The sequence below is a fragment of the Chitinilyticum litopenaei DSM 21440 genome (assembly GCF_000428145.1).
Lineage (GTDB): Bacteria > Pseudomonadota > Gammaproteobacteria > Burkholderiales > Chitinibacteraceae > Chitinilyticum > Chitinilyticum litopenaei.
In genome coordinates, this window is record NZ_ATZJ01000007.1 from 67,595 (window position 1) to 89,938 (window position 22,344).

A 22,344-nucleotide genomic window follows, 5' to 3' on the forward strand; every position below is an offset into this window, starting at 1 on the left:
CTCAACCCATCCTACGAATTCGGGGCAGATGCCTGGGTATCTGCCTGTAACCTCCATAAATAAAGAATCGCAGGCAGATACCCATGTCCGACGAACAAATCATCCAGCAAGACGAAAACCAGATCATCGCCGAGCGCCGTGCCAAACTGGCCGCGATCCGCGAGAAAGGCGTCGCCTTCCCCAATGACTTCAAGCGCGAGCACCTGTCCGCCGACCTGCACGCCAAATACGGCGAAGTCGAGAAGGAAGAACTGGAAGCCAAGGCCATTGTCGTCAGCGTTGCCGGCCGCATGATGCTCAAGCGCGTGATGGGCAAGGCCAGCTTTGCCACCGTGCAGGACGGGGCTGGCCGCATCCAGTTCTACGTCAGCCGCGACTCGGTCGGCGAGGATGTCTACGCCAGCTTCAAGACCTGGGACATGGGCGACATCATCGCCGCCCGCGGCACGCTGATGAAAACCAAGACCGGCGAACTCTCGGTGCAAGTTACCGAATTGCGCCTCCTGACCAAGTCGCTGCGCCCGCTGCCGGAAAAATTCCACGGCCTGACCGACCAGGAAACCAAGTACCGTCAGCGCTACGTCGACCTGATCACCAACGAGCAGTCGCGCAACACCTTCATCAAACGCAGCAAGATCGTGCAGCGCCTGCGCGAATACATGGTGAACGAAGGTTATCTGGAAGTTGAAACCCCGATGATGCACCCGATTCCGGGCGGCGCATCGGCCAAGCCGTTCGCCACGCACCACAATGCGCTCGACATGCCGCTCTACCTGCGCATTGCGCCCGAGCTGTACCTGAAGCGTCTGGTGGTCGGCGGTCTGGAGCGCGTGTTCGAAGTGAACCGCAACTTCCGCAACGAAGGCATGAGCACCCGCCACAATCCGGAATTCACCATGGTTGAATTCTATGAGGCGTATGCCGACTACCAGCGCATGATGGAAATGACCGAAGGCATCATCCGCGCCTGCGCGATCGAAGCCACCGGCCACGCCGTCGTCGAATACCAGGGCAAGCAGGTCGACCTGTCCAAGCCCTTCGCCCGCTTCACCATTGCCGGCGCAATCAAGCACTACAACCCGGAATACACCGACGAACAGCTGCATGATCGCGCCTTCCTGAAGGCCGAAATTGCGCGCCTGGGCGGAAAGCCCGTTCTTACTGATGGCATTGGCGGCCTGCAACTGAGCCTGTTTGAAGAGAATACTGAGGGCAAGCTGTGGGAGCCGACCTTCATCGTCGATTATCCGGCCGAAGTGTCGCCGCTGGCGCGCGCATCTGACACGCAAGCCGGCATCACCGAGCGTTTCGAGCTGTTCATCGTCGGCCGCGAGCATGCCAATGGCTATTCCGAGTTGAACGATCCGGAAGACCAGGCCGCCCGCTTCCAGGCACAGGTTGACCTGAAAGAAGCCGGCGACGATGAAGCCATGCACTTTGACGCCGACTACATCCGGGCGCTTGAGCACGGCCTCGCGCCGACCGGTGGTTGCGGCATCGGTATTGATCGATTGGTCATGCTGCTGACCGACGCGCCGAGCATCCGCGACGTCATCCTCTTCCCGCAAATGCGCAGAGAGGATTAACCAACCTCTTTCGCCAAGGCCCGCGAAACCCGCATGAAACTTAGGTTTGTGCGGGTTTTTTCTTGCGCTGAGTTCCGCTGTCTTTCAGCAAAAGCCGGGTATCTTTGGGGGTATATTTAGGGGTATATTTCGCTTGTTTTCATCAGCAGATACCCCCAGCGAGGTTTTGTGGCTCTGACCAAATTGCAGGCAGACAATGCCAGGCCAAGAGAGGACGGCAAGCCGTTAAAGCTGTCGGATGCCTTGGGGCTGACCCTGTGGGTAATGCCTACAGGGGCGAAATACTGGCGCTGGAAGTACCGCTGGGGCGGCAAAGAAAAATCGCTAGCCCTTGGCGTGTACCCCGAGGTGTCGCTCAAAGAGGCTCGCCAAAGGCGAGACGCCGCCCGCCTGCAATTGGCGCAAGGTGATGACCCCAGCGCCGCCCGCAAGGCGGAAAAACTCGCTCGTCAGATGGCCGCACGCGACAGTTTCGAGGTTGTGGCCAGAGAATGGCACCGGGTTGAAGCCGCGCAATGGGCTCCCGGCCATGCGCGTGCAGTTTTGCGCACGCTGGAAATTCATCTTTTCCCGGCCATTGGCGCGCGTCCTGTTCGCGCGGTGACATCGGCGGAACTGCTGACCTTGTTGCGGCGCATTGAGCAGACTGGCAAGCGGGATACCGCCAAGCGTCTGCGTGAACGCTGCTCGGCTATTTTTGCACTGGCGATTGCGTCCGGCCTGGCCGAATCCGACCCTGCCGCGCCTTTGGTGCGGGCTCTGCAGGCGCCAGTCAGCAAACCACGTGCGGCACTGTCACGCGAGCAGTTGCCAGCGTTTCTGCAGCAACTGTTTTCCACCGAGGATTGCGCACTGCAGACGCGCTATCTGATCCAGGTGGTGATGATCTGCTTTACCCGCATTGGCGAAACCGTGATGGCTGAATGGGCGCATATCGATTTCGACAAGGCGGAATGGACAATCCCGCCGGAAAACCGCAAGCTGAAACACAAGCTGAAAGCGGCGGGAAGTCCGCATGTAGTGCCACTGCCCAGGCAGGTTCTGGAGATTTTCACCAAGCTGCAGAAATTCCAGCAGGACGGCAACCCCTATGTATTCCCGGCCATGGCCCGCAAGAAGAGCAGGCACATGAGCGCCACGACACCGCTTAAGACCTTCGAGCGCATGGGTTATGCCGGGAAGGACAAAAGCAATGGCCACATTGTCACGCATGGTTTCAGGGCCACAGCTTCCACCATTCTGAACGAGGCGGGTTTCAATCCGGATGCGGTGGAGCGCCAGCTGTCACATGGCGAGCCCAACCAGGTTCGCGCCGCCTACAACCGCGCCTACTACATGCCGGAGCGCTTGGCGATGCTGCAATGCTGGGCCGATTACCTCGACAGGGTACTAGAGGAAGGTACTGCTTTGCCCTTGTTGGCACCGGCCAGAGTTATCCCCTGATTCTGTGGATAAGGGGGCTGACTGAGCGGCAAATCTTTTGCCAATCAGGCAATCTGCTGGCCTGCCAAAGAATTACGCAGACTCAAGCCCGTTGGTATTTCATGCGGTAGCAGCCAGGGCAGATGTAGCCGGTATTGCGTTTCACCCTCATGGCCCGGTCGTCGTACAGCTCCACCATGTCAAAGTCCTTGACGTTGGTGATGGCCAACTCGCCCAAGCCTTGCGCCGACAACCAGGCCCGCACGTGCTGCACCTGGTTTGGATCAGAGGCGCGGGCTGTGAAAATTCGTACCTCCCTGCCGGCAGCGATCAACTCCCTTACCCGGTCAAGCATCGGCTTGATCGGCTCCCCGATGCAGCCATCCATGTAGCCGTGATGCGTGGCCAATGTGCCGTCCAGGTCAACGCCAGTCCATTTACCCATCTTCATATCCTCCGTTGATATGCGCCGTTTGCCCCATAAACGGCCTCTGGCGCGTTGCATGCCCAATGCATGCTTTGTGCCATTCGGGGCCGGATAACGCAACAGAGGCCCGCTGTGCGCCAGTCATGACCAATTAGCCGGACAGAGGAGCTGGCACCCCTGGCGCGCCATCGAAGCCCCGCCTCGCCCCCACCCTTCAGGGGGCGCTTTCCATGCAGGTGCATAAATGCCGCTAACCCGCGCCAGTTCTGGGGTGGCGCGGGGCGGCAAGGCGTGAAAAAAACTTGCGGATTTATGCAGTCTCAGGGGGTGTTGCCGCGACAGAAACAGCGGCAAATCGCGCACTCAGCCGGGCAACAGCAAAAAGCACTTGCGCCAAGGCTCTCTGGCTTCTTTTATCCGCCGCCAGCCTGCAAAACCAGCGCATTAACCCCGACCGAGGGCCTGGCCAATGCGCGCACATAAATCCGCCAAACCATCGCTTGCGGGTTTCATCGGCTTGCGCCTGCATGCAGAAAGAAACCATTTTCGGGGGTTCTTGCTGTGCCAGCCGCTGGCACAGCGGCCAGTGCATGACCAGCCACCATCGCTCCGGCATTGTTTACTCCATACCGCAAGGCAGTGCATGCCAGCGGTTCCCGGTAAACAACAGCAGGAGGTAAATGTCATGGCGGCCACCGCCCAATCTCATAGCTCCACCCATCCGGCCAAGCTGGATCGGTTCGTACGGCTCCCCGAAGTGCGCCGCATCACCGGCCTGTGCACCACGACCATCTATGCCCGCATCGCCCGGAACGAGTTTCCGAAGCAGATCAGCTGCGGCGGTCGTGCCGTTGCCTGGCTTGAAAGCGATCTGATTGCCTGGCAACAACGCATTCTGGATCAGCAAACCAACAAGAATTGACGAGGTGTTAAATGGATTTTCTTACGCAAGAACAGCAGGACGAAATAACCCGACTGCAAGCCGATTACCAAACGGCGCTGGCCGAATTTCTGGCCAAGCATGAAGTAGTGCAAGCGCTGGATGAAAAGCTGGCAGCCATCGACAAGACCATCTCCGCAGCGGAAAGCGAAGCCGAGGCCGCCCGCAGCGAGCGCAAATCGCTGATTGCCACCCTGCTTGGCAGCGATACCAAGCCACTGAAGGCTGCGAAAGCCAAAGAACGCAGCGCCTATGCCGTTGTCGAGGATTACCAGGAATTGCGTGCCGATCTGGTCAAGGAACGCGAATTGCTGGCTTTTAACGCCATGGATGCCAGAAATAAAGCCGCTCACCTGCGCAACAAAGCCAGAGAGAATATCGGGATCATCCTCCGCAATTATGCCATTCAGCAGCTATGCCAAAGCCAAGCCATGGCTTTGCTGATGACTGCGCTGCGCATCCAGCCAATCGACTATACATTCGCACCCCACCAAGCCACATTCTCAGCTTCAGCATCTCATGCTAATACAGCGTGGTTTGAGCGAGGGATCAGCGGAGCCGACATCAAGGGTGCTCTCACAGAGATTGAGAAAAAATCATTGCAATTGTCGGCATATATCCCCGCCGGACTGGAAAACATTTCCGAACCCGTACCATGCGCCAATAACTATGAGTGGCTAAGCCCAATTGGATACGTAAAACGTAAAGAATCACTGGGCCTGCAGTGAGGATTAGCCATGTCCATGACCTGCCCTCACTGCGGAAAAGTCATGCATGTCCGCACCAGTCAAAAGGCATCTCTAGTCAGCAAAGAGGCATATTACCGCTGCAGCAATGCCAATTGCGGCCATATTGCCATCGGCATTACTGAACTGATCCGAACAGTGGTTCCCGCCAATCACCCGAACCCCAACTGCTCTTTGCCCGTGGTTAAACCTGATAAGGCAGCACCACCCATTTTATTCTGAAACCCATTCTTTAATTTTTACACTGGCAACAGTGTACGGGAATTGCTGCGCCCGTTTTTTGCAGCCTGGAGAAATGCAATGTCTAACAAAATGTGGATTGGTGTCGATCTGGATGGCACCTTGGCTGAAAGTGTATATGGCGGCATTGCCGCACGGCAGATTGGCAATCCGATTGCCAGCATGCTAACCCGCGTCAAGCAGTGGATTGATGACGACAAATACGAGGTGCGCATCTTTACGGCGCGCGCTGCCGATAGCGCACAAATCCCGATTATTCAGCGCTGGTTGGATGATAACGGGATTGGCGGTTTGAAAATCACCCATGCCAAGGATGGCAATCTGGCGTTGATTTTCGACAACATCGCCATTCGCATTGATGAAAACACCGGGAAAATTTGCGAAGACTGCATCAAGTATTTGAACCAGCAGAAATTCAAATATACCGCCACACCGCGCATTCAAGCCATGGCGTATGTATCAGGGATGACTGGAAATAACTACAGCGCCGATGGTTTCATGCAGACCGATTGCTAACCAGCCGGATTGAAAAGCGCGCGGGGGTTCGCTTTCAATCGCCAACCGAATTGACCACTCACCGGGGCAGCGAATGAGGAAATGGAAATAGCACGCGGCAATGCCGCCAACTTTCAGGAGTAATGCCATGCAACAGACAAAAGAAAAGCCCCGCGAACGGGGCTCAAATAATCCTTTAAATCACCTTACCCAATTACCCACAGCAGCGCGGAGTAAAAGGACAATGTATTCTGCATCACACCGTTTCGGTAAGCAAGCGCGATTTGCCCGTGTCCGGCTTGACACACCGGCCAATCCGGCCAAAAATGCGGCAGCTGCGCTCAATCGCGCAGCCGGGTTTGGCGACCCGATCAAGAAGGCGGACAGCCGCCCTGCGGCTTTTTTTGCGTCCGCTTGCAACACCATTGGTACGTCCTCGATGGCGGGCCGTGGTGGGGATACCTTCGGGTATGCCGGTTCCTTCTTGCCGGTTCGCCAACCCTGCCACGCGCCTGCCCCCTCCGTTTGGCGACGGAGCGGCGGGCTACACGCCCATCAAGAAGGAGGACTCCCCATGTCCAGGTTCCGCCGCATCCTGCGCGCGCTTTTCCCCGCTACCGCCCATCCTGTATCCATCGTTGCCACCGAGCTTGAGGCCCGAGCGCTTGCCACTTTGCTGGCCAGCCAAGGCCGACGCGCCATCTACCACGCCACCGCGAACGGCTTTGCCGTGGGGGTGGTGGCATGAAGCGCGATCTTTACACCATCCCTGCGCTGCCGGAATGCGCCGTGGCAGAACACCCGCTGCGCGCGCTGCTGGCCAGCGCCCAATCCCCTGCCCAGGCTGAGGCTCTGGAGTCCCTGAGCCAGCGACTGCATCACGTGAATGATGCCCTCGTAGAACAGGAAGAGGGATTGCTCGCCTTGCTCACTCTGCTTGGCTACTCAGAAACCCAATCCATCAATTGCGCCCTTCTGGAGTGCCTGCTGATGCCCATCGTGGCACGCCTGCAGCACACCACAACCGCGCTGCACAACCTGATTGACTGAGGGGAACGAGATGATGAATAGCAAACAAGCGCTGGCCAATGAAATGGCGCGCCTGGGCAAACGTTGCGGGCGAAAACTTGGTGTCGAGCTTGGCAAAGACCTGCTCGGCTTCGCCCACATTGACCTGGATATGGCAAGAAAGCAGGATGAACTGGAAGTTGCCGCTGCAATGGCATTTGGTCGCGGCGTCATCGAAGGCTGCCTTTTTCAACTCACAGGAGCCGAAATCAGTGAACAGGAAATCGGCCTGGTGCTGAACCGTCTGCACGCCATGGTGCTGCAGGCTGTTGCTACTGCTGGAGGTGCGCAATGAACAAACTCTATGACGCCACCCTGCTGGCCGTAGCCGATGGTCAGCTGACCATAGCGCTGATCCTGGGCGAAACCGAACAGCAATTGATCCTGCCTTGCGCCCCCGGCGGCGGGGATTGGCAATCCCGGCAAATCGGCCAAATTGGCATTGCCGAGCAGTATGCCAATGACGAGGGGCACTGGCGCTTTATACCCTATCTGGAACAATCCCTGCGGCGCTGCCCCGATCTGGATTGCCACTACGGCGACGAACTGCAACTTGGCTGGCGTTGCGAGCAGCTGGGTGAATTCAGCGCTCCGGCACATATTGTCCCAGGCGCGGAAGGCGCCTTTATCCCCGATGAAACCAGGCCGCTTACGCTGCCAGTCCCTCCGGAGTTCTTCGAACTTTGCAATCAGTTCAACATGAGTGCCGAGTGGGTATTGCGCGGATTCATTGCCGATGCCGCCGAACTGCGGAACTACGTGGCCGAGCCGCGCGCCGACGGCTACAGCAGCAATGGCAGCGATGAACGCATGCTGGCCAATGACTATCTGGAGCGCGCCTATGCGGCACTGCGCCGGGGAGGACGGCCATGACACCGGGAACTCACGAAACCGGCCAGCTTGGCGGCTATTTTTCCGCCCTGAAAGACCGGATTGACCTGCATGATCTGGCCGGCAAGCTGGGGTTGAAACGCCAAGGACAGAACGGCAATTACCACAGCCCGCATCACCCGGACAAAGGCGCATCGCTCTCGGTCTTCAATGGCGGGCGCGCCTGGAAAGATCATTCCGGCGAAGCGCAAGGCAGCTGCATTGATCTGGCGCTGTTTTGCCGGCCAGATTTGCGCACCCCGCTTGAGGCCGCCCGCCTGCTGGGCGACTGGTACGGCCTGCCCATGCCCAGCGCATCAGCACGCCAAACCGGCAAACCGGTAGAGAAAACCAAGGCGGAATTTATCGCAGAGCGCTGCCTGGAAAAACCGGAAGCGGTCGTGGACTACCTCAAGGGCCGCGGCATTTCCGAGAGCGTGATACGGCATGCCATCCAGCAAAAAACGCTGGGCTGGAATACCTGGCAAAGTGGCAGCATTGCCGCTGGCCAGGTTGGGCATGGCGGGCCGGCGGCAGCCTTCATTGTGCGCAGGCAAAACCCGGCTCGCGTGGCGGCTGTGGATCTCCGGTATGCCGATCCGGCGCTGAATGGCGGCAACAAAACCAGCAGCCAGGGCGAACGCGACGGCATCGGCTGGACCAGCGACCTGCAACGCCTGCTGCGTGCGCATGTGGTGTACCTGGTGGAAAGTCCGATCAATGCGCTTTCCATTGAAACCTGCGCAGAGCACGGCCTTGGCAAAGGATTTGCCGCGCTGGCCCTGCGCGGCACCGGCAATGCCACGAAAATTGATTGGGCATTCCTGCACGGCAAGCGGGTGATTGTGGCGCTGGATCAGGCCGATGCGGTCAACCCGGTCAGCGGAGAGCGTCCAGGGCTGAAAGCGGCCTGGGCTCTGAACGATGAACTGGTGCGCCATGGTATCGCCGCGCAGTTTGTCGACATGATGGACTGGGAGGACGGCGAGGACATCAATGACGTGTTGCAGCAGCATGGCGCTGCCGAGCTGGCCAAGCGCCTGAAGCGGCTGGAGCCCTGGCTGATTGCCGGCATGCCGGCAGGGAGCGAAGCCGACCGCAGCAAACTGGAAGGACGGCGGCGCATTTTCCTGCCCGCACACGACCTTGGCGTTTACTGGCGCTTCCGCTGCCGGCCAGACTTCACCCAGTACGTGGAAAAATTCGAGCAGGGCAATGAGGACGAAGGGCCGAAACGGGAAACCCTGGGCGACCTGTGCTCATTCCGGATTGCCGCCCTGACCCGCCTGCGCATCCAGGGCCACCAGGCCACGCTTTCCGGCATGCCAGACACCAGCTATGAGCTGCTGTTCGGCATCAGCGCGCAGACGGCGCGACATGGCGACCAGCTTTGCCGCCATGTGGCCACTGAGGACAAACTGCACAATCTGGATTGGTGGGGACAGCGCTTTGGCGCGATCTGGAAACCCGGCGAATTCAAGCGCATGGTGAACATTCTGGAGCGTACTGCTGGGCTGCATGAGCAAAGCGTGGTGAATTTCGTCGGGCTGGCCTGGAGCAATGGCGAACTGACGGCGCGGGAAGGCAAGGACTGCTTTTTTCTCGATCCGGACAAGCAGTGCCCCTATGCCGCGCTGACCTTCCCGCGCGGCACGCCAGAACAGGCGGCGCGGGTGATTCGCGCCTATCAGCAAACCTTCAAGCAGAATGCGGCCAGCATGGCGCTGGTATGGGTGCTGGGGGCGCACCTGAAAAACGTGCTGGATTTCTACCCGCACTTCCAGATGCAGGCGGAGAAAGGCGCGGGCAAATCCAAGCTCATGGAATCGCTGGAGCGCCATACCGCGTTTACGGTGTTTTCCGGGCAATCGCTGAAGACCGATCACCGCCGCCGCATGTCCGTGTCGTACACCTCACAGCCGGTGGCCTGGGACGAGTTTTCCAAGCTGCCGCGCGCAGTGCTGGGCGATATTGACGAGCTGCTGCAAAGTACCTACCGCAGCAGCTACACCAAGGTCGGGGCCAGCGCCCTGCCTTACCTGATGTGCGCCCCGGTGCTGCTGGCCGGTGAAGAAGTGGATGTGCAATCGCTGCAGTCAAAGATTTGCCGCACCACGCTGTCAGTGGCCAAACAAGGCCCGCTGCTGCCGCGCGACCTGCCCCAGTTCCCGCTTTGGCAGTGGCTGCAGTTTCTGGCCAAGACAGCGCCAGGCGCGATTCGGGAGAGTTTCCAGCGCTGGCAGACCACCTGCAGCAACTACAGCCGCGCCAGCCAGCAAGACCCAACAGCGGCACGGATGCGGGAGAACTACGCGGCCATCCTGACCGCCTGGACGCTGCTGTGCGACTTTACCGGGCTGGATCAGGACGAGGGCGACTTCGTGAACGACTTGCTGGCGGAAATGAACCGGCACATCACGGAAACCGACAGCGAGCGACAACCCTGGGTGTGGATCATGGAAATTTTCGCCTCCGAGCTGGAAGCGGGCCGCTTCGATTACCCCTACTGCTGGAGCAATCGGGATGGTGAACCCGTGTTGTGCGTACGAGCCGCCCACATCATGGATCACCTATCCACGGCCAGCCATTTGCGCTCCAAATTTGACGCCATGCCGATCAAAACCAGCCGGGTTTTCAAGCAGCAGCTGCTATCCAGCGGTGCGGTCATTGGCGATGAGGCCACCAAGGTGATTGCCGGCCGGCGCGTGGTGAAGCTGCAGGAAATCAGCATCAAGCGACTGGGGCAATTCAACATCCACCTGTCACCCAGCCATGAACAGGCAGGATGACAGGCTTGTATCCGGCCCATGCCGTAGATACAATGTATAAACATTACATGGGAGGTGCTGTCATGCGGCTATCCATTCAGAAATGGGGGAACAGCGCCAGCGTTCGCCTGCCCGCTGCGCTGCTGGAACAAATTGGCGCGACGGTCGGCAGCACGCTGGATGTGACCGTGACCAAGGATGGCGTTTTGCTCAAGCCGGCACGCCGCCCCAGCTACAAACTGGCCGATCTGCTGGCGCAATGCGATGCCAGCCAGCCACTACCGGAAGACCTGGCCGCTTGGGAAAACATGACGCCGATCGGGAGAGAGGAGGTATGAAGGCATTCCGGCGCGGCGATATTGTGCGGGTTTGCCTGAACCCGACCGTGGGGCGCGAACAGCAGGGCGACATGCGCCCGGCGCTGGTGCTGAGTTCTGAACCCTTCAACAAAATGGCCGGGGTGGCTGTTATCGCCCCGATCAGCCAGGGGGCCAACTTTGCGCGCGTGGCCGGATTCACGGCCAGCCTGTCGGGCTCTGGCTGTGAAACGCAAGGCGTTGTTGTTGCCAGCATGCTTCGTTCTGTGGATCTGCAAGGCCGGCAGGCCAAATTTGTCGAAACCGCGCCGGATTACGTCGTTGCTGACGTGCTGGCGCGTGTCCAGGCGATTTTTGATTAAGCAACAAGGGCCTACATGTCTTTCACCTGCCCTCACTGTGGCGATCAAATGCATGTCCGCTCCAGCAGGATGATGAGCGAAAGCTGCAAAGAAACATATTACAGGTGTCGCAACAAGGATTGCGGCGCTGGAGGGAAGGCTCATTCCACTATAGCCCCACTCTATCTACCGGCGACTTACGCAACTCCCGAGTTCGTTACCAGCGTGCGCAAAAAATTGAACCTGACTCAACAACAAGCCGATGAAATTTTGGCCTGTCGCGATGATGATGTGTTCGCAGACTATGAAAGCGGCAAGATCAAACCACCGCGAATTTTGGCCAAACTGCTGAAATTGCTGGATCGTCATCCTGAGCTGCTTGATGAAATCAAAAATGCCTGATGTCGCCTCACTCCTCGATAGCGAGGCTGCCAGTCAGGCGCCTCTCAATCAGGCACTGGCCAGTGGCGACATGATGGAGCTATCCAGGGCGCTCAGGCAGGTTGCCAGCCGCGATCAACAAGACATCGTGCGCTTTCCCGTTGCCATTGAAGCGGGCGATGACCTGCACGCTTATGGCGTCGTTGTTCCTGATCTGCCGGGGTGCTTTTCGGGTGGCGACTCCTTGCAGGATGCCATCACCAGCGCAGCGGAAGCGATCACGCTGCACTTGTCTTGTCTGGCCACCGATGGGCGACCCTTGCCACGCCCCAGCCTGGATGCCGAGCACTGGCGCAACCCCGAATTTGCCGGTTTCAGCTGGGCAATCATCCGCATCGATCTCGCCCAGCTCGACAACCTTTAGCCGATCCGGCGCAATTCATCCCGAAGCGCATCGAATTGGCGTGCACATTCCCGCGTAATGGTCGGCAGTGGCAAACTGGCCTCTGTCCGGCCTCCACCGCTGCGAGCGGGATTTGCATAGCAAGCCAGCTCGCCAGATGCCAGCGATTGCCCGAAACAGCCCTGCTGCCATTCCCGCACTTTTTCCCGGCTGGTATCCAGGCCAAGAAAAGCCGCTTCCGTGAGCTGCTGGATCACGTAGCGCCGCCAGCGCTTCATCAGGCCACCATACGCGGCAGCGGCGGCCCCCATTTCGCTACGGTCGCCTGCGGTTTTGGCATCAGCGAGCCTTTCCATAGCGTCCTGCGCCTGCTCGGCAAAGTCAGTTGCCCTGTCATTCGTCTGAATATCGCACTCTGCCGCCAGTTTTTTTGCGGCCTTCCGGATGTATTTCACGATTAGAAAAAGCCCATGCGCGTATAAGTACCCGTACTTATACACCTCAAAATCCTTACAAACCAGCCATAAACCGGCATTTTCAGTTACGGCACGTGAAATATCGCCATGAAAAAGGAAACGGATCAAAACGACAGAAAAGGCAGGCTGCCTATTTTTTGCTGTGGATAAGTGGTTTTGCCCCCTGCAAAAGCTCATTGGGAAGTCACAGGCAGTTGAAAAATTTGGTGTAGTTTGGTGTAGATTTTCGCTAAGTTATTGATTATCTAAGGCGACCCCCTACACCACTACCACCAAAAAACTACACCATTTACCCTTGGAAACTACACCATTTGCCGCAAAATCTACACCGTACCTTTTTTGCGACACTTTCTCTATTTCTTCTTTTTTCTTTATTTTTCAAAGAGAAAGAGAAGAAAAGCGGAGAGAGTAAAAAATGGGCAACTACACCATTTCAAAAACGGGCCTTTTTGGAACTACACCATTTCAAACCAAAACTGCACCGAAATGGTGTAGTTTTGGCGCGCCCAGCTCTTCACCGCTCAAACCCGCGCCAGCATTGGCTTTGCGCCCGACTTCCCGGAAAAATCGAAAAACAAATGGTGTAGTTTTCTGGGCAAATGGTGTAGATTTTCGGGGAAATGGTGCAGCCTGTTTTGTTTATATTCAATGACTTAGCGGCATACTACACCAAATACACCACTTTTTCTCTGTGTGTGTGTTCCCCGCAGAAGCAAAACCGGGACCTTACAAAGTAGTCTCGTTTTTTGCCAATACCCCCACCAAACACCCCCGCCGCCGTCCTACCGGCACACCTGTATCAAGAGCCGCCGTACCTGGGCTTTATGACACCGTTGTCAGACGATGGCAGCCTGTCTATCCTCTTGCCGCTAGTCACTCAAGGAAAGCCCATGGCAGGACCGGCAGAACGCAAGCGCAATTCACGACAGCGCCGCCACGATGCAGCCCAGGCAGCCAAAGCCGCTGGCGCACATAACGTCTGGGTGCCAGTGCAGATGAATACCGAAGTCGATGAAAGCACCCGCGCGGCATTTCGTGACACGGCGCTACGGCACGGCCTGACCGTGGGCAAGCTCTTGGACTTCATTGCGCAAACCCAGTCCCTGGATGCATTTGCACGGCAAGCCCAAGCCGAGTGATGCCATTTCTCAAGTGGCCAAGTACCCCCGATCTTTAACAATCAGGAATGGGTTTTTACCTTGCCGGGGGTATCAATGGGGGTATGCGCCTAACAAAAATCGGCAACAATCATTTATTTTCAATGACTTAATGCTCAATTCCTCTTCCCGCAAATGCGCCGCGAAGACTGAGGTATTGCCCTGCAGCCATCTCAGTGATTGGGCTGCAAACAGATACCCAAAGGGCCGGCTTGATGCCGGCCTTTTTGCATTCGTCGAGTGCCTGCACGGTCAGGACTGGATGATGAATCAATACGGGCTAAACCTGACTTGAAAGTGCACCGATTGCGCCCACGTAGCTGATTGTGCCGGACGCCTAAGCCGGCAGGCCATTGCGCCCCTTCTTCCCACGCCAACAGGAAATCTTCATGAAAGCTGTCCGCATCCACGCCTATGGTGACCGTTCTGTCCTGCGCTACGAAGACGCGCCGCTGCCCGAGTGCGGCGACGACGACGTGCTGATTCGCGTTATCGCCGCCGCGGTGAATCCGGTCGACTGGAAAATCCGCGAGGGCTATCTGAAGGAGATGCTGCCCTACAAGCTGCCGCTGACGCCGGGCTGGGATGTGGCCGGCATCGTCGAGCGCGTGGGCAGCAAGGTCAGCGGTGTTGCGGTTGGTGATCGCGTCTATTCGCGCCCGGACATCAGCCGTCAGGGCAGTTATGCCGAGTACATCGCAGTGCGCGCCAGCGAAGTCGCAGCCATGCCGCGCACGCTGGGCTATGCCGCAGCCGCCAGCCTGCCGCTCGCCGGTATTACCGCCTGGGAATCGCTGATCGACAAGGGCAATCTGCAGGCGGGCCAGAGCGTGCTGATCCATGCCGCCGCGGGTGGGGTCGGCTCGCTTGCCGTGCAGCTGGCGAAATGGCGCGGCGCGCACGTCATCGCCACCGCCTCGGCCGCCAATGTTGCACTGGTGCAAAGCCTGGGCGCCGACGAAGTAATCGACTACCGCACGATGCCGTTCGCTGAACATGTGCGCGATGTCGATCTGGTGTTCGATACGGTTGGCGGCGATGTGCAGGAGCAATCCTGGTCGGTACTGAAGGCCGGCGGCACGCTGGTCTCCATCGTGGCGCCGCCGGATGCCGCACGCGCCGCGGCAGCTGGTGTGCAGGGCAAGTTTGTCTTCATCCAGCCCAGCGCGACCATCCTGCGCGAACTGGCGACACTGGCCGATGCAGGCCAGCTGCGCCCGCTCATCGGCGCCGAATTTGGCCTGGAACGCATTGCCGAGGCGCACGCGCTCAGCGAGAGCGGCCGCACGGTCGGCAAGATCGTGCTGCACATCGGAAAACCCTGAAATCATGCCGGGCCGTGCCGGTCCGGCGGTTTTGCCTGCTTGAGCGAACAAAACCCGGCGTAGCGGCGTCGCCGGGCCGGGTTTTGTTGCCGGTGCTTACTTGCCGGCCGGGTTGATGCCGCGCAACGATTGCGTGCGCTTCTCGCCCAGGCCCTGGCGAATGTTCACCGCGTGATATTTGGCCAGGGCAATGCGCTGCTCCTTGGGGATGCTGTCGTCGTGGTACGCCGCCTGGATCAGCTCTTTCTGGATGAAGGCGAGCTGGCGCGCCATCAGCTCGCAGTTTTCCATCGGCACGCCCTGATTGAGCGAGGCGACGATCTGCAGCGCATCGCGCTTGATCTGGTAGACCAGCGACTTTTTCAACAGCTCGTTGTGTTCGGCGGGCTTGCTGCTCACAGCGGGCAACAGTTCGCTGGGCGGAAAACGCCCGCGCGTTTCCTGCGGCAGCAGGTCGGTCTTGTCAATCAGTCGTGTCAGCCAGCGCAACATGGTGTCATCCTCGTGTACGGAGCAAGCAGAGCGAGGAAAGCTTATAGCACAGCTCGCTGAATCATTACTACGTAATTCCAGGGTCACCCGGCAGGCTGTCGCGGCACCCGCCATGCCGGCGGCATGATTGCAGCGCGTGGCCCGGGATTTCCCCACTTGGGTAATCCCGAATGGACACCGCTTTGGCCCCTGGCTGATAGTTGCGAAAAACTACAGCAACATCCACGGGAATGGCGGTGATGAGCGCAGGACAACGAGACGGCTTTACTTCAACCTTTGGCGTGCTGGTCGCCACGCTGGGTTCGGCAGTGGGGCTGGGCAATATCTGGAAGTTTCCCTACCTGACCGGCGAAAACGGCGGCGCCGGCTTTCTGCTGGTCTATCTGCTGGCCACACTGCTGGTGGGCCTGCCGGTGATGATCAGCGAAATCATGCTCGGGCGCGCCGCGCGCGCCGACGCGGTCAGCACCTTTGCCACGCTGGCGCCGAAACGCCCGGCCTGGCAGGCCATCGGCTTCATGGGCCTGGTTTCCGCCATCCTGATTCTGGCCTTCTATACCGGCGTGGCCGGCTGGGTGTTCGCCTACATTTTCAAGGCGATCAGCGGCGGCATCGCCACGACCGACCCCAAGGTCGCCGGTGCCGCCTTTGGCGCACTGGTCAGCAACCCGCTGCAGGTACTGCTCTGGCAGTGGTTCGTGCTGGCCTTTACCGGCGGCATCATCATCATGGGCGTGTCCAAGGGCATCGAGGCGGTCGCCAAGAAGCTGATGCCCATCCTGTTCCTGCTGCTGGTGCTGCTGTGCGTGCGCAGCCTGACATTGCCGGGCGCCATGGAAGGACTGAAATTCCTGTTCGCGCCAGACTTCTCCAAGATCACCAGCGGCGTGGTGCTCACCGCGCTGGGGCTGGCCTTCTTCAAGCTGTCGATCGGCATCGGCACGATGCTGACCTATGGCAGCTACTTCCGCCCCGAGCAGAACATTCCCGCCACCGCCCTGCGCGTGATGCTGGCCGACCTCACCGTGTCGATGCTGGCCGGCATGGCGATTTTCCCGGCGGTGTTTTCCTTCGGTTTCGCGCCGGCCGGCGGGCCTTCGCTGGTGTTCATGACCATTCCGGCGGTCTTCGCCAGCATGCCGGGCGGGCAGATCTTCATGGTGCTGTTTTTCGTGCTGGCCGCCATTGCCGCCACCGGCGCGATGCTGTCGATCCTGGAAGTACCGGTCGCCGTGCTCAACGAGCGCTTTGGTCTCAGCCGGCGCAATGCCACGCTGCTGTCGGTGGGGGTGCTGGCGCTGGCCGGCGCGCCGGCCATCCTGTCGGAATCGCTGACTGCCGGCTGGCAACTGTTCGGCATGAATCCCTTTGCGCTGTTCGACTACCTCAGCTCGAACGTGCTGATGCCGCTGGGCGGCATCCTGATGTGCCTGTTCGTCGGCTGGGTTTACGGCCTGCCGCAGCTGGAGGCCGAGCTGTCCAATCGCGGACGGCTGGCCAATGGCTGGCTGGTGCGCATCCTCTTCGTGCTGGTGCGTTATGTGTCGCCGCTGCTGGTGCTGGTGGTGATGCTCAACGGCCTGGGCGTGCTGGCGCTGCTGGGGCTGAAGTTCTGAGCGCGAGCGCCAATACAGTGACATGTATTACCATGCAGCCAATTGAATGATTAGGCCACATGGCGATACCCTCGAACATTCAATTCTGCATCTTACGCAGGCAGCACAAGCCGGTACAATCCGGCTTTTGCTTTTTCAGGTGACATCGCGATGAGTGACGCCAGCCTCTCCCCGCTGGGCAAGCCGGTTGCCTACCAGACCGAATACTGCCCTTCCCTGCTGTTTCCCATCCCGCGCCAGGGCAAGCGCGACGAGATCGGCATCACCGGCCGCCTGCCCTTCATGGGCATGGACATCTGGAACGGCTATGAATTGTCCTGGCTTAATCTCCGAGGCAAGCCGCAGGTGGCGATTGCCGTCTTCATGATTCCCGCCGACAGCCCGAACATCGTCGAATCCAAATCCTTCAAGCTGTATCTCAACAGCTTCAACCAGACCAGGCTGGCCAACGCCAGCGCGCTGGCCGAGCTGCTGCGCGGCGATCTCTCCGCAGCGGTCGGCGCGCCGGTGATCGTGCAGATCCGCGAGCCGGAAGCATTTGCCGGGCTGAAATTCGGCGAGCTGGCCGGCTACAACATCGACAATCTGGACATCGAGGTTGACCAGTACACGCCGCAGCCGCAGCTGCTGCGCTGTGACCTCGACGAGGATCACCCGGATGCGGGGCCCGTTGAAGAAATCCTCACGTCCAATCTGCTGAAGTCGAACTGCCTCGTCACCGGCCAGCCCGACTGGGCCAGCGTGCAGATTGCCTACACCGGCCAGCCGATCAACCGCGAAAGCCTGCTGCGCTACCTGATCTCGTTTCGCAACCACAATGAATTCCACGAGCAGTGCGTCGAGCGCATCTTCATGGACATCCTGCGCCAGTGCGAGCCGCTGAAGCTGGCTGTCTACGCGCGCTACACGCGCCGCGGCGGGCTGGACATCAATCCGTGGCGCGCCAACCACAACGGCGCACTGCCCCCCAATCTGCGCGGCGCGCGCCAGTAAGCAGCGCCGAGCCACCGGGGTCTGCCTGGCCAGCTGGCGCTATCGCCTGCCGGCTTCCATACTGCAAGCACTACGCGCAGACGGACCAGGCCATGACAGACCTTTCCCTCACCGAACCGGTCATCCAGGACCCCGAGAGCTTTCAGGACTTCCGCGAAGCGCTGGCCGACTACGCGCCGCGCATCGAGCAGCTGCTGGCCGAACTGCGCCAGCAACCCGCCAACACCGTCCTGATCGCCGACCTGTTCCGCTGCTTTCACAACATCAAGGGCGATGCCGGCCTTTGCCAGGTGCATTTTGTCATCCCGCTGGTCCACAGCGTCGAAACCCTGCTCACGCGCGTACGTGCCGGCGAATTGCGCTGCAGCGAGCTGCTGGGCGAAATTCTCCTGCTGACACTGGATCGCCTCGAGCAGGCGGTGGAAAACCTGGCCGCCAAGCGGCCACTGGCCCAGCTGCAGCTGCTCGAGCTGCAGCTGGGACTGGAAGCGCTGGGTGAAGAGAGCAGCGCTGCGCTGGATGTCGCGGCTGCGCGGCTGATCGAGGCGGTGACCGGCTTCAAGCCGGCAACGGTGCAGCTGCCGCAACGCCTGGGCTTGCAGGCCCAGCTGCCACCCGGCGCCGCACAGGAAGATCTGCATTTCTTTCATTCGCTGGCCCTGCAACTGGAAAACCAGTCTCCGCTCTTTCAGGGACGCACGGCTCGCAACCTGAAACTCGCGCTCGACACCAACCATGCGGCGGGAACACCGGTCGACCCGGTACAGCTTGAGGCCGCCGTGTATCTGCATGACGTGGGCATGATGCTGCTGCCGGCCGATTGCTGGCTGGACAATGGCGTGCTCAATGCCGAGCAGCACGAGCACATGCACCTGCATCCAGGCTGGGCTGCCGGCTTGCTGGCGCGCATGCCGGGCTGGAGTCTGGCCGCCGAAATCTGCCTGCAGCATCACGAGCGCCCCGATGGCAGCGGCTACCCCAATGGCCTGCAGCTGGCGCAAATTCATCATGGCGCGCGTATCCTGGCACTGGTCGATGCCTTTGAGGCGGTGATGCTCAAGCACAGCCATCGCGGCCAGCAGCGCTCGGTCTTGCGGGCCATTTCCGAAATCAATGCCACCGAGCAGCAATTCGATGCCTTCTGGGTCGAACCCTTCAACCGCATCATCCGCACGATGCTGGAAGCCAGCGCCTCGGCCCCCGGCAGTGCTCGCAGCTGAGCGCACGCGCCAGAGAGGAAGGTAGCGCAATGAATTCCCCGGGCATCAGCGAGGAACTGTTCGACACGGTGGCCCTGATCGCCGAGCAGAGCCACGACAAGCGTGCCGAAGCCTTCGGCTTGTGTGAAACCACGCTGGCGCGCGCGCGCGAACTGCATGATGACCTGGCTTTCATCGTCGTGGCCCAGCACTACGCCGTGCTGATCGACCAGCAGGGTTATCCCGACGCCGCGATCAACATCCTCCATGAAGCCCTGCAGCTGGCACAAAGCCATCACCTCTTCGCCGACGAAGCCAAACTGCTCAACCTGATCGGGCGTTCGCTCTACACCCGGGCCGAATACCGCCAGGCCATGCAGGCCTGGGCACGCTGCCTGGAAAGCGCCAGCCTGGCGCATGACCGGATTACCTGGATCTACGCCAAGATCGGCATCGGCCAGATTTACGACGCACTCAATGATTCCGAAACCGCCGTGCAGGTGCTGACCATTGCCGCCGAGCACGCGGAAAACCAGCGCAATCCGGATCTGATCCTGAATGCCCACCTCAATCTGGGCGTCAACCTGTACCGGCTGGGGCGCTACGCCGAAGCCGAAAAGGCCTATGCCATCGTGCTGAGCCTGAGCCGCGAACTGGGCCACAAGGACGACGAGGGCGAAACGCTGTTCCGCTTTGCCGAAATCGCCATTGCCCGCGAACAGTACGACGAGGCACTGACCGGGCTTGCCGCCGCCGAACGGCTATGCCACGAATCCAGCCACTGGTGGGGGCTGGCAAACATCTGTCTTGCCAAGGGCAATGCGCTGGCCGCACAGGGCAAGCACGCCAGTGCCGTCAGCCGGGTACGTGAAGGACTGGAGCACGCGCGTCATGCCGGTGCGACCCACATCGAAGCGCGACTCTGGCATGCGCTCGCGGCCCATGCCGAGCAGCTGGGCGACCTGCAGCAGGCCTATGCAGCCTTCAAGCAGGCCAGCCAGCTTGACCAGCAGGTGCTGGCGGCCAGCTACAATCCGCAGCAGCAGCGCGAACTGGAAGACCTGGCGGGCCTGCGCACCAGCCCGAGCCGGCAGCTGCTGGAGCTGTCCACCGACAGCCAGCTGGAGCTGCACGAGCTTGACGAGGTGCTGGGCGAGCTGGCTGCCAGGGGCTGCGACATTGTCGATGTTCCGCAATGCTCGATCTGGCTGCGCGAGGAAAACAGCCAGCAGCTGCGCTGCATCTGCCGGCATGACCAGCGCCGGCAGCAGGACAGCCGCGGCGATGTACTGCTGCGGCAACAGTTTCCCGTGCTGTTCGGCTTGCTGGATCGCGGCGAGAGCATCATTGCCCACGTTGCCCGTTATCACCAGCACACCTGGCAGCTGTACGAACACTACCTGGGCGCACTGGGCATCGAGGCACTGCTGTGCCAGCCGCTGCAGCTGCACGGACAATGCACCGGGCTGATCATGTTCGAGCACCTGGACGGCCAGCACAACTGGTCAGCCGACGAGCTGCTGCATGCCAGCCAGCTGGCCACCATCGCCACCCGCGTGATCGCCAATCTCGACCGTCAGCGCTTTCTGGAGGACATCGCCAAGCTCAATGTGGCGCTGCGCGAAAGCAATGAGTTGCTGGAAGCGCGCGTGCGCGCCCGTACCGCCGAGCTGGAAAACGCCAATCATGATCTTGCCCAGGCCATGAATCATCTGGTGCAGGCCGAGAAGATCGCCGCGCTGGGCAATCTGGTGGCCGGGCTGGCGCACGAACTCAACACGCCGCTGGGCATCAATATGGTCTCGGCCACCACGCTGATCGACAAGGTCAACGAGCTTGCCCGGCTGATGGCCGAAGGCAGCCTGAAGAAAAGCTGGCTGGAAACCTTTGCCGGCGAAGCCAGCGAAGCGGCCCAGCTGATCGTGCGCAATGCCCGGCGCGCCAGCGACATGATGAACAACTTCAAGCAGGTGGCGGTCGATACCTCGTCCAACCAGCGTCGCACCTTTGATCTGCGCACCACACTGGATGAGGTGCTGTGGGCGCTGTCTCCCCAGTACAAGAACCGCCCGGTCGAGTTCGTGCTCGATGTACCGCAGGGTGTGCTGGTGGACAACTACCCGGGAGCCTTTGAACAGATCATGACCAACCTGATCAGCAATTCGCTGATTCATGGTTTCGTCACGCAACAGACCGGGCGCATCACCATCAGCCTGCTCTCGCCGCCCGACGCCGACGAGTGCGTACTGAGCTATCAGGACACGGGCAAGGGCATTCCCGAAGCGCTGCACAAGCGCGTGTTCGAGCCCTTCTTCACCACCCGCTTTGGCCAGGGTGGCAGCGGCCTGGGGCTCTATCTGGTTTATTCGCTGATCAGCGGGACGCTGGGCGGCGATGTGCGCCTGCAAACACCGCCCGGCGGCAGCGGCGTGCTCTTCGAACTGCGCTTTCCGCGTCAGGCCGCCCTGGACTTGCCGGCCGCAGGCAATCAGGCAGCAGATGCCGAGTCGTAAACGACGAAGTACTTGCGTACGGCCTCGACCACCTCGAAACGCCCGGCAAAACCACCCGGAATGACCGCCGCCTCGCCAGGACCGACCGTGAGGCTCTGGCCGGCCTCGTCATGCAGCCGCACCAGGCCGCTGATCACGCAGAAGAACTCATGCTTGTCGGGGGCAAAGCGGATGCGCCACTCGCCGGGCTCACAGGCCCAGATGCCGCAACTGAGCGCGTGATCGGAACTCTGATAGTGCTCCCAGGTGATGCGCTGGGGCGAATGCGGGCTGAGCAGGCGGTCGGGGCGCGGCTCGTCATGGCTGGCGGCAACGGTGGCGCGAAAATCGATGATCTGCATGAGTATCTTGGGCAGAAATGCTGACTGGAGGCCAAGTATACCGTGCGCAGGGCTCCAGCCTGACAGGGCCCGGGAAAAAGCAGCCAGCAAAACAGCGACTGAGTTGCGCTTGCGCCAATGCTGCTGCCGCGCGGATCTGCCTCCCTGCTCGTCAGACAACGCTACTTTGAACATCAGGGGCACTGCTGCGGGGAAAATACTGAGCAATGCCGCAGTTTGCGGCGCCCT

The 22,344-nt window shown here is 60.0% G+C and carries 26 protein-coding genes; 22 read left to right on the forward strand and 4 right to left on the reverse strand.

Features of this window, described 5'->3' with window-relative positions; genetic code table 11:
- Positions 1 to 83 precede the first annotated feature (83 nt).
- Both lysS and C515_RS0104755 read left to right on the forward strand, forming a co-directional pair.
- The gene (gene lysS, locus C515_RS0104750) at positions 84 to 1,586 is read left to right on the forward strand and encodes a lysine--tRNA ligase (RefSeq protein ID WP_028454603.1); all 1,503 of its coding nucleotides are present in this window, start codon (positions 84 to 86) and stop codon (positions 1,584 to 1,586) included.
- Between the two features lie 168 nt (positions 1,587 to 1,754).
- Positions 1,755 to 3,029: a tyrosine-type recombinase/integrase gene (locus C515_RS0104755; protein ID WP_028454604.1), complete on the forward strand. Its 1,275-nt coding sequence runs from the start codon at positions 1,755 to 1,757 to the stop codon at positions 3,027 to 3,029.
- Positions 3,030 to 3,111: 82 nt separating this feature from the next.
- Here the strand turns inward: C515_RS0104755 and C515_RS0104760 are convergent, their stop codons facing one another.
- Positions 3,112 to 3,453 (reverse strand): hypothetical protein, encoded by a 342-nt coding sequence (locus C515_RS0104760; RefSeq protein WP_028454605.1) that lies wholly within the window; start codon positions 3,451 to 3,453, stop codon positions 3,112 to 3,114.
- Positions 3,454 to 4,120: 667 nt separating this feature from the next.
- On the opposite strand from C515_RS0104760, the gene C515_RS0104765 reads away from it, so the two are divergent.
- The 13 genes from C515_RS0104765 (at position 4,121) to C515_RS19550 (ending at position 12,025) form a co-directional block, all read left to right on the forward strand.
- Entirely contained in the window at positions 4,121 to 4,357 is a 237-nt protein-coding gene (locus tag C515_RS0104765; protein WP_028454606.1) for a helix-turn-helix transcriptional regulator, read from the forward strand.
- A gap of 11 nt (positions 4,358 to 4,368) precedes the next feature.
- The gene (locus C515_RS0104770; protein ID WP_028454607.1) at positions 4,369 to 5,103 is read left to right on the forward strand and encodes a hypothetical protein; all 735 of its coding nucleotides are present in this window, start codon (positions 4,369 to 4,371) and stop codon (positions 5,101 to 5,103) included.
- 9 nt (positions 5,104 to 5,112) lie between these two features.
- Positions 5,113 to 5,343, forward strand: coding sequence for an Ogr/Delta-like zinc finger protein (locus C515_RS22965; RefSeq protein WP_081686751.1), 231 nt, complete (start codon positions 5,113 to 5,115; stop codon positions 5,341 to 5,343).
- A 78-nt stretch (positions 5,344 to 5,421) separates the two neighbouring features.
- The gene (locus C515_RS19540; protein WP_211233976.1) at positions 5,422 to 5,877 is read left to right on the forward strand and encodes a hypothetical protein; all 456 of its coding nucleotides are present in this window, start codon (positions 5,422 to 5,424) and stop codon (positions 5,875 to 5,877) included.
- 553 nt (positions 5,878 to 6,430) lie between these two features.
- The gene (locus C515_RS24270) at positions 6,431 to 6,604 is read left to right on the forward strand and encodes a hypothetical protein (RefSeq protein ID WP_169719576.1); all 174 of its coding nucleotides are present in this window, start codon (positions 6,431 to 6,433) and stop codon (positions 6,602 to 6,604) included.
- Positions 6,601 to 6,906 carry a DUF1484 family protein gene (locus tag C515_RS0104785; protein ID WP_028454608.1) on the forward strand — a complete coding sequence of 102 codons (306 nt, stop codon included), beginning with the start codon at positions 6,601 to 6,603 and terminating at the stop codon, positions 6,904 to 6,906. The genes C515_RS24270 and C515_RS0104785 overlap by 4 nt, the downstream gene beginning before the upstream one ends.
- Before the next feature lie 10 nt (positions 6,907 to 6,916).
- Positions 6,917 to 7,219 carry a hypothetical protein gene (locus C515_RS0104790; protein ID WP_028454609.1) on the forward strand — a complete coding sequence of 101 codons (303 nt, stop codon included), beginning with the start codon at positions 6,917 to 6,919 and terminating at the stop codon, positions 7,217 to 7,219.
- Positions 7,216 to 7,797: a hypothetical protein gene (locus C515_RS0104795; RefSeq protein ID WP_028454610.1), complete on the forward strand. Its 582-nt coding sequence runs from the start codon at positions 7,216 to 7,218 to the stop codon at positions 7,795 to 7,797. Before C515_RS0104790 ends, C515_RS0104795 begins: the two co-directional genes overlap by 4 nt.
- Positions 7,794 to 10,583, forward strand: a complete 2,790-nt coding sequence (locus C515_RS0104800; protein WP_051304640.1) for a toprim domain-containing protein — start codon at positions 7,794 to 7,796, stop codon at positions 10,581 to 10,583. Before C515_RS0104795 ends, C515_RS0104800 begins: the two co-directional genes overlap by 4 nt.
- A 62-nt stretch (positions 10,584 to 10,645) precedes the next feature.
- Positions 10,646 to 10,900 carry an AbrB/MazE/SpoVT family DNA-binding domain-containing protein gene (locus tag C515_RS0104805; RefSeq protein WP_028454612.1) on the forward strand — a complete coding sequence of 85 codons (255 nt, stop codon included), beginning with the start codon at positions 10,646 to 10,648 and terminating at the stop codon, positions 10,898 to 10,900.
- Positions 10,897 to 11,241 (forward strand): type II toxin-antitoxin system ChpB family toxin, encoded by a 345-nt coding sequence (locus tag C515_RS0104810; protein WP_028454613.1) that lies wholly within the window; start codon positions 10,897 to 10,899, stop codon positions 11,239 to 11,241. Before C515_RS0104805 ends, C515_RS0104810 begins: the two co-directional genes overlap by 4 nt.
- Positions 11,242 to 11,256: 15 nt before the next feature.
- Positions 11,257 to 11,622 carry a type II toxin-antitoxin system MqsA family antitoxin gene (locus tag C515_RS22970; protein ID WP_081686752.1) on the forward strand — a complete coding sequence of 122 codons (366 nt, stop codon included), beginning with the start codon at positions 11,257 to 11,259 and terminating at the stop codon, positions 11,620 to 11,622.
- Positions 11,615 to 12,025, forward strand: coding sequence for a type II toxin-antitoxin system HicB family antitoxin (locus tag C515_RS19550; protein WP_051304641.1), 411 nt, complete (start codon positions 11,615 to 11,617; stop codon positions 12,023 to 12,025). Before C515_RS22970 ends, C515_RS19550 begins: the two co-directional genes overlap by 8 nt.
- Here the strand turns inward: C515_RS19550 and C515_RS0104825 are convergent.
- Positions 12,022 to 12,657 (reverse strand): hypothetical protein, encoded by a 636-nt coding sequence (locus tag C515_RS0104825; RefSeq protein ID WP_144290344.1) that lies wholly within the window; start codon positions 12,655 to 12,657, stop codon positions 12,022 to 12,024. The two genes, C515_RS19550 and C515_RS0104825, sit on opposite strands and share 4 nt — an antisense overlap.
- 238 nt (positions 12,658 to 12,895) lie before the next feature.
- Between C515_RS0104825 and C515_RS23470 the strand changes: the two genes are divergently transcribed.
- The 3 genes from C515_RS23470 (at position 12,896) to C515_RS0104835 (ending at position 14,962) form a co-directional block, all read left to right on the forward strand.
- Entirely contained in the window at positions 12,896 to 13,132 is a 237-nt protein-coding gene (locus tag C515_RS23470) for a hypothetical protein (protein ID WP_144290345.1), read from the forward strand.
- A gap of 238 nt (positions 13,133 to 13,370) precedes the next feature.
- Positions 13,371 to 13,619, forward strand: coding sequence for a hypothetical protein (locus C515_RS0104830; protein WP_028454615.1), 249 nt, complete (start codon positions 13,371 to 13,373; stop codon positions 13,617 to 13,619).
- 407 nt (positions 13,620 to 14,026) lie between these two features.
- On the forward strand, positions 14,027 to 14,962 hold the full coding sequence (locus C515_RS0104835; RefSeq protein WP_028454616.1) for an NADP-dependent oxidoreductase: 936 nt from the start codon (positions 14,027 to 14,029) through the stop codon (positions 14,960 to 14,962).
- A 96-nt stretch (positions 14,963 to 15,058) separates the two neighbouring features.
- Here the strand turns inward: C515_RS0104835 and C515_RS19555 are convergent, their stop codons facing one another.
- On the reverse strand, positions 15,059 to 15,454 hold the full coding sequence (locus tag C515_RS19555) for a hypothetical protein (RefSeq protein ID WP_051304642.1): 396 nt from the start codon (positions 15,452 to 15,454) through the stop codon (positions 15,059 to 15,061).
- Positions 15,455 to 15,693: 239 nt separating this feature from the next.
- Here C515_RS19555 and C515_RS0104845 point away from each other — a divergent pair, with 239 nt between their 5' ends.
- The 4 genes from C515_RS0104845 (at position 15,694) to C515_RS22305 (ending at position 21,775) form a co-directional block, all read left to right on the forward strand.
- Positions 15,694 to 17,070: a sodium-dependent transporter gene (locus C515_RS0104845; RefSeq protein ID WP_211233977.1), complete on the forward strand. Its 1,377-nt coding sequence runs from the start codon at positions 15,694 to 15,696 to the stop codon at positions 17,068 to 17,070.
- Between the two features lie 150 nt (positions 17,071 to 17,220).
- The gene (gene queF / locus C515_RS0104850; protein WP_028454618.1) at positions 17,221 to 18,063 is read left to right on the forward strand and encodes an NADPH-dependent 7-cyano-7-deazaguanine reductase QueF; all 843 of its coding nucleotides are present in this window, start codon (positions 17,221 to 17,223) and stop codon (positions 18,061 to 18,063) included.
- Between the two features lie 92 nt (positions 18,064 to 18,155).
- Entirely contained in the window at positions 18,156 to 19,283 is a 1,128-nt protein-coding gene (locus C515_RS0104855; protein ID WP_028454619.1) for an HD domain-containing phosphohydrolase, read from the forward strand.
- 29 nt (positions 19,284 to 19,312) lie between these two features.
- Positions 19,313 to 21,775, forward strand: a complete 2,463-nt coding sequence (locus C515_RS22305; RefSeq protein WP_051304643.1) for an ATP-binding protein — start codon at positions 19,313 to 19,315, stop codon at positions 21,773 to 21,775.
- Here the strand turns inward: C515_RS22305 and C515_RS0104865 are convergent.
- Positions 21,751 to 22,116 (reverse strand): cupin domain-containing protein, encoded by a 366-nt coding sequence (locus C515_RS0104865; protein ID WP_028454620.1) that lies wholly within the window; start codon positions 22,114 to 22,116, stop codon positions 21,751 to 21,753. The genes C515_RS22305 and C515_RS0104865 overlap by 25 nt on opposite strands.
- Positions 22,117 to 22,344: the final 228 nt, after the last annotated feature.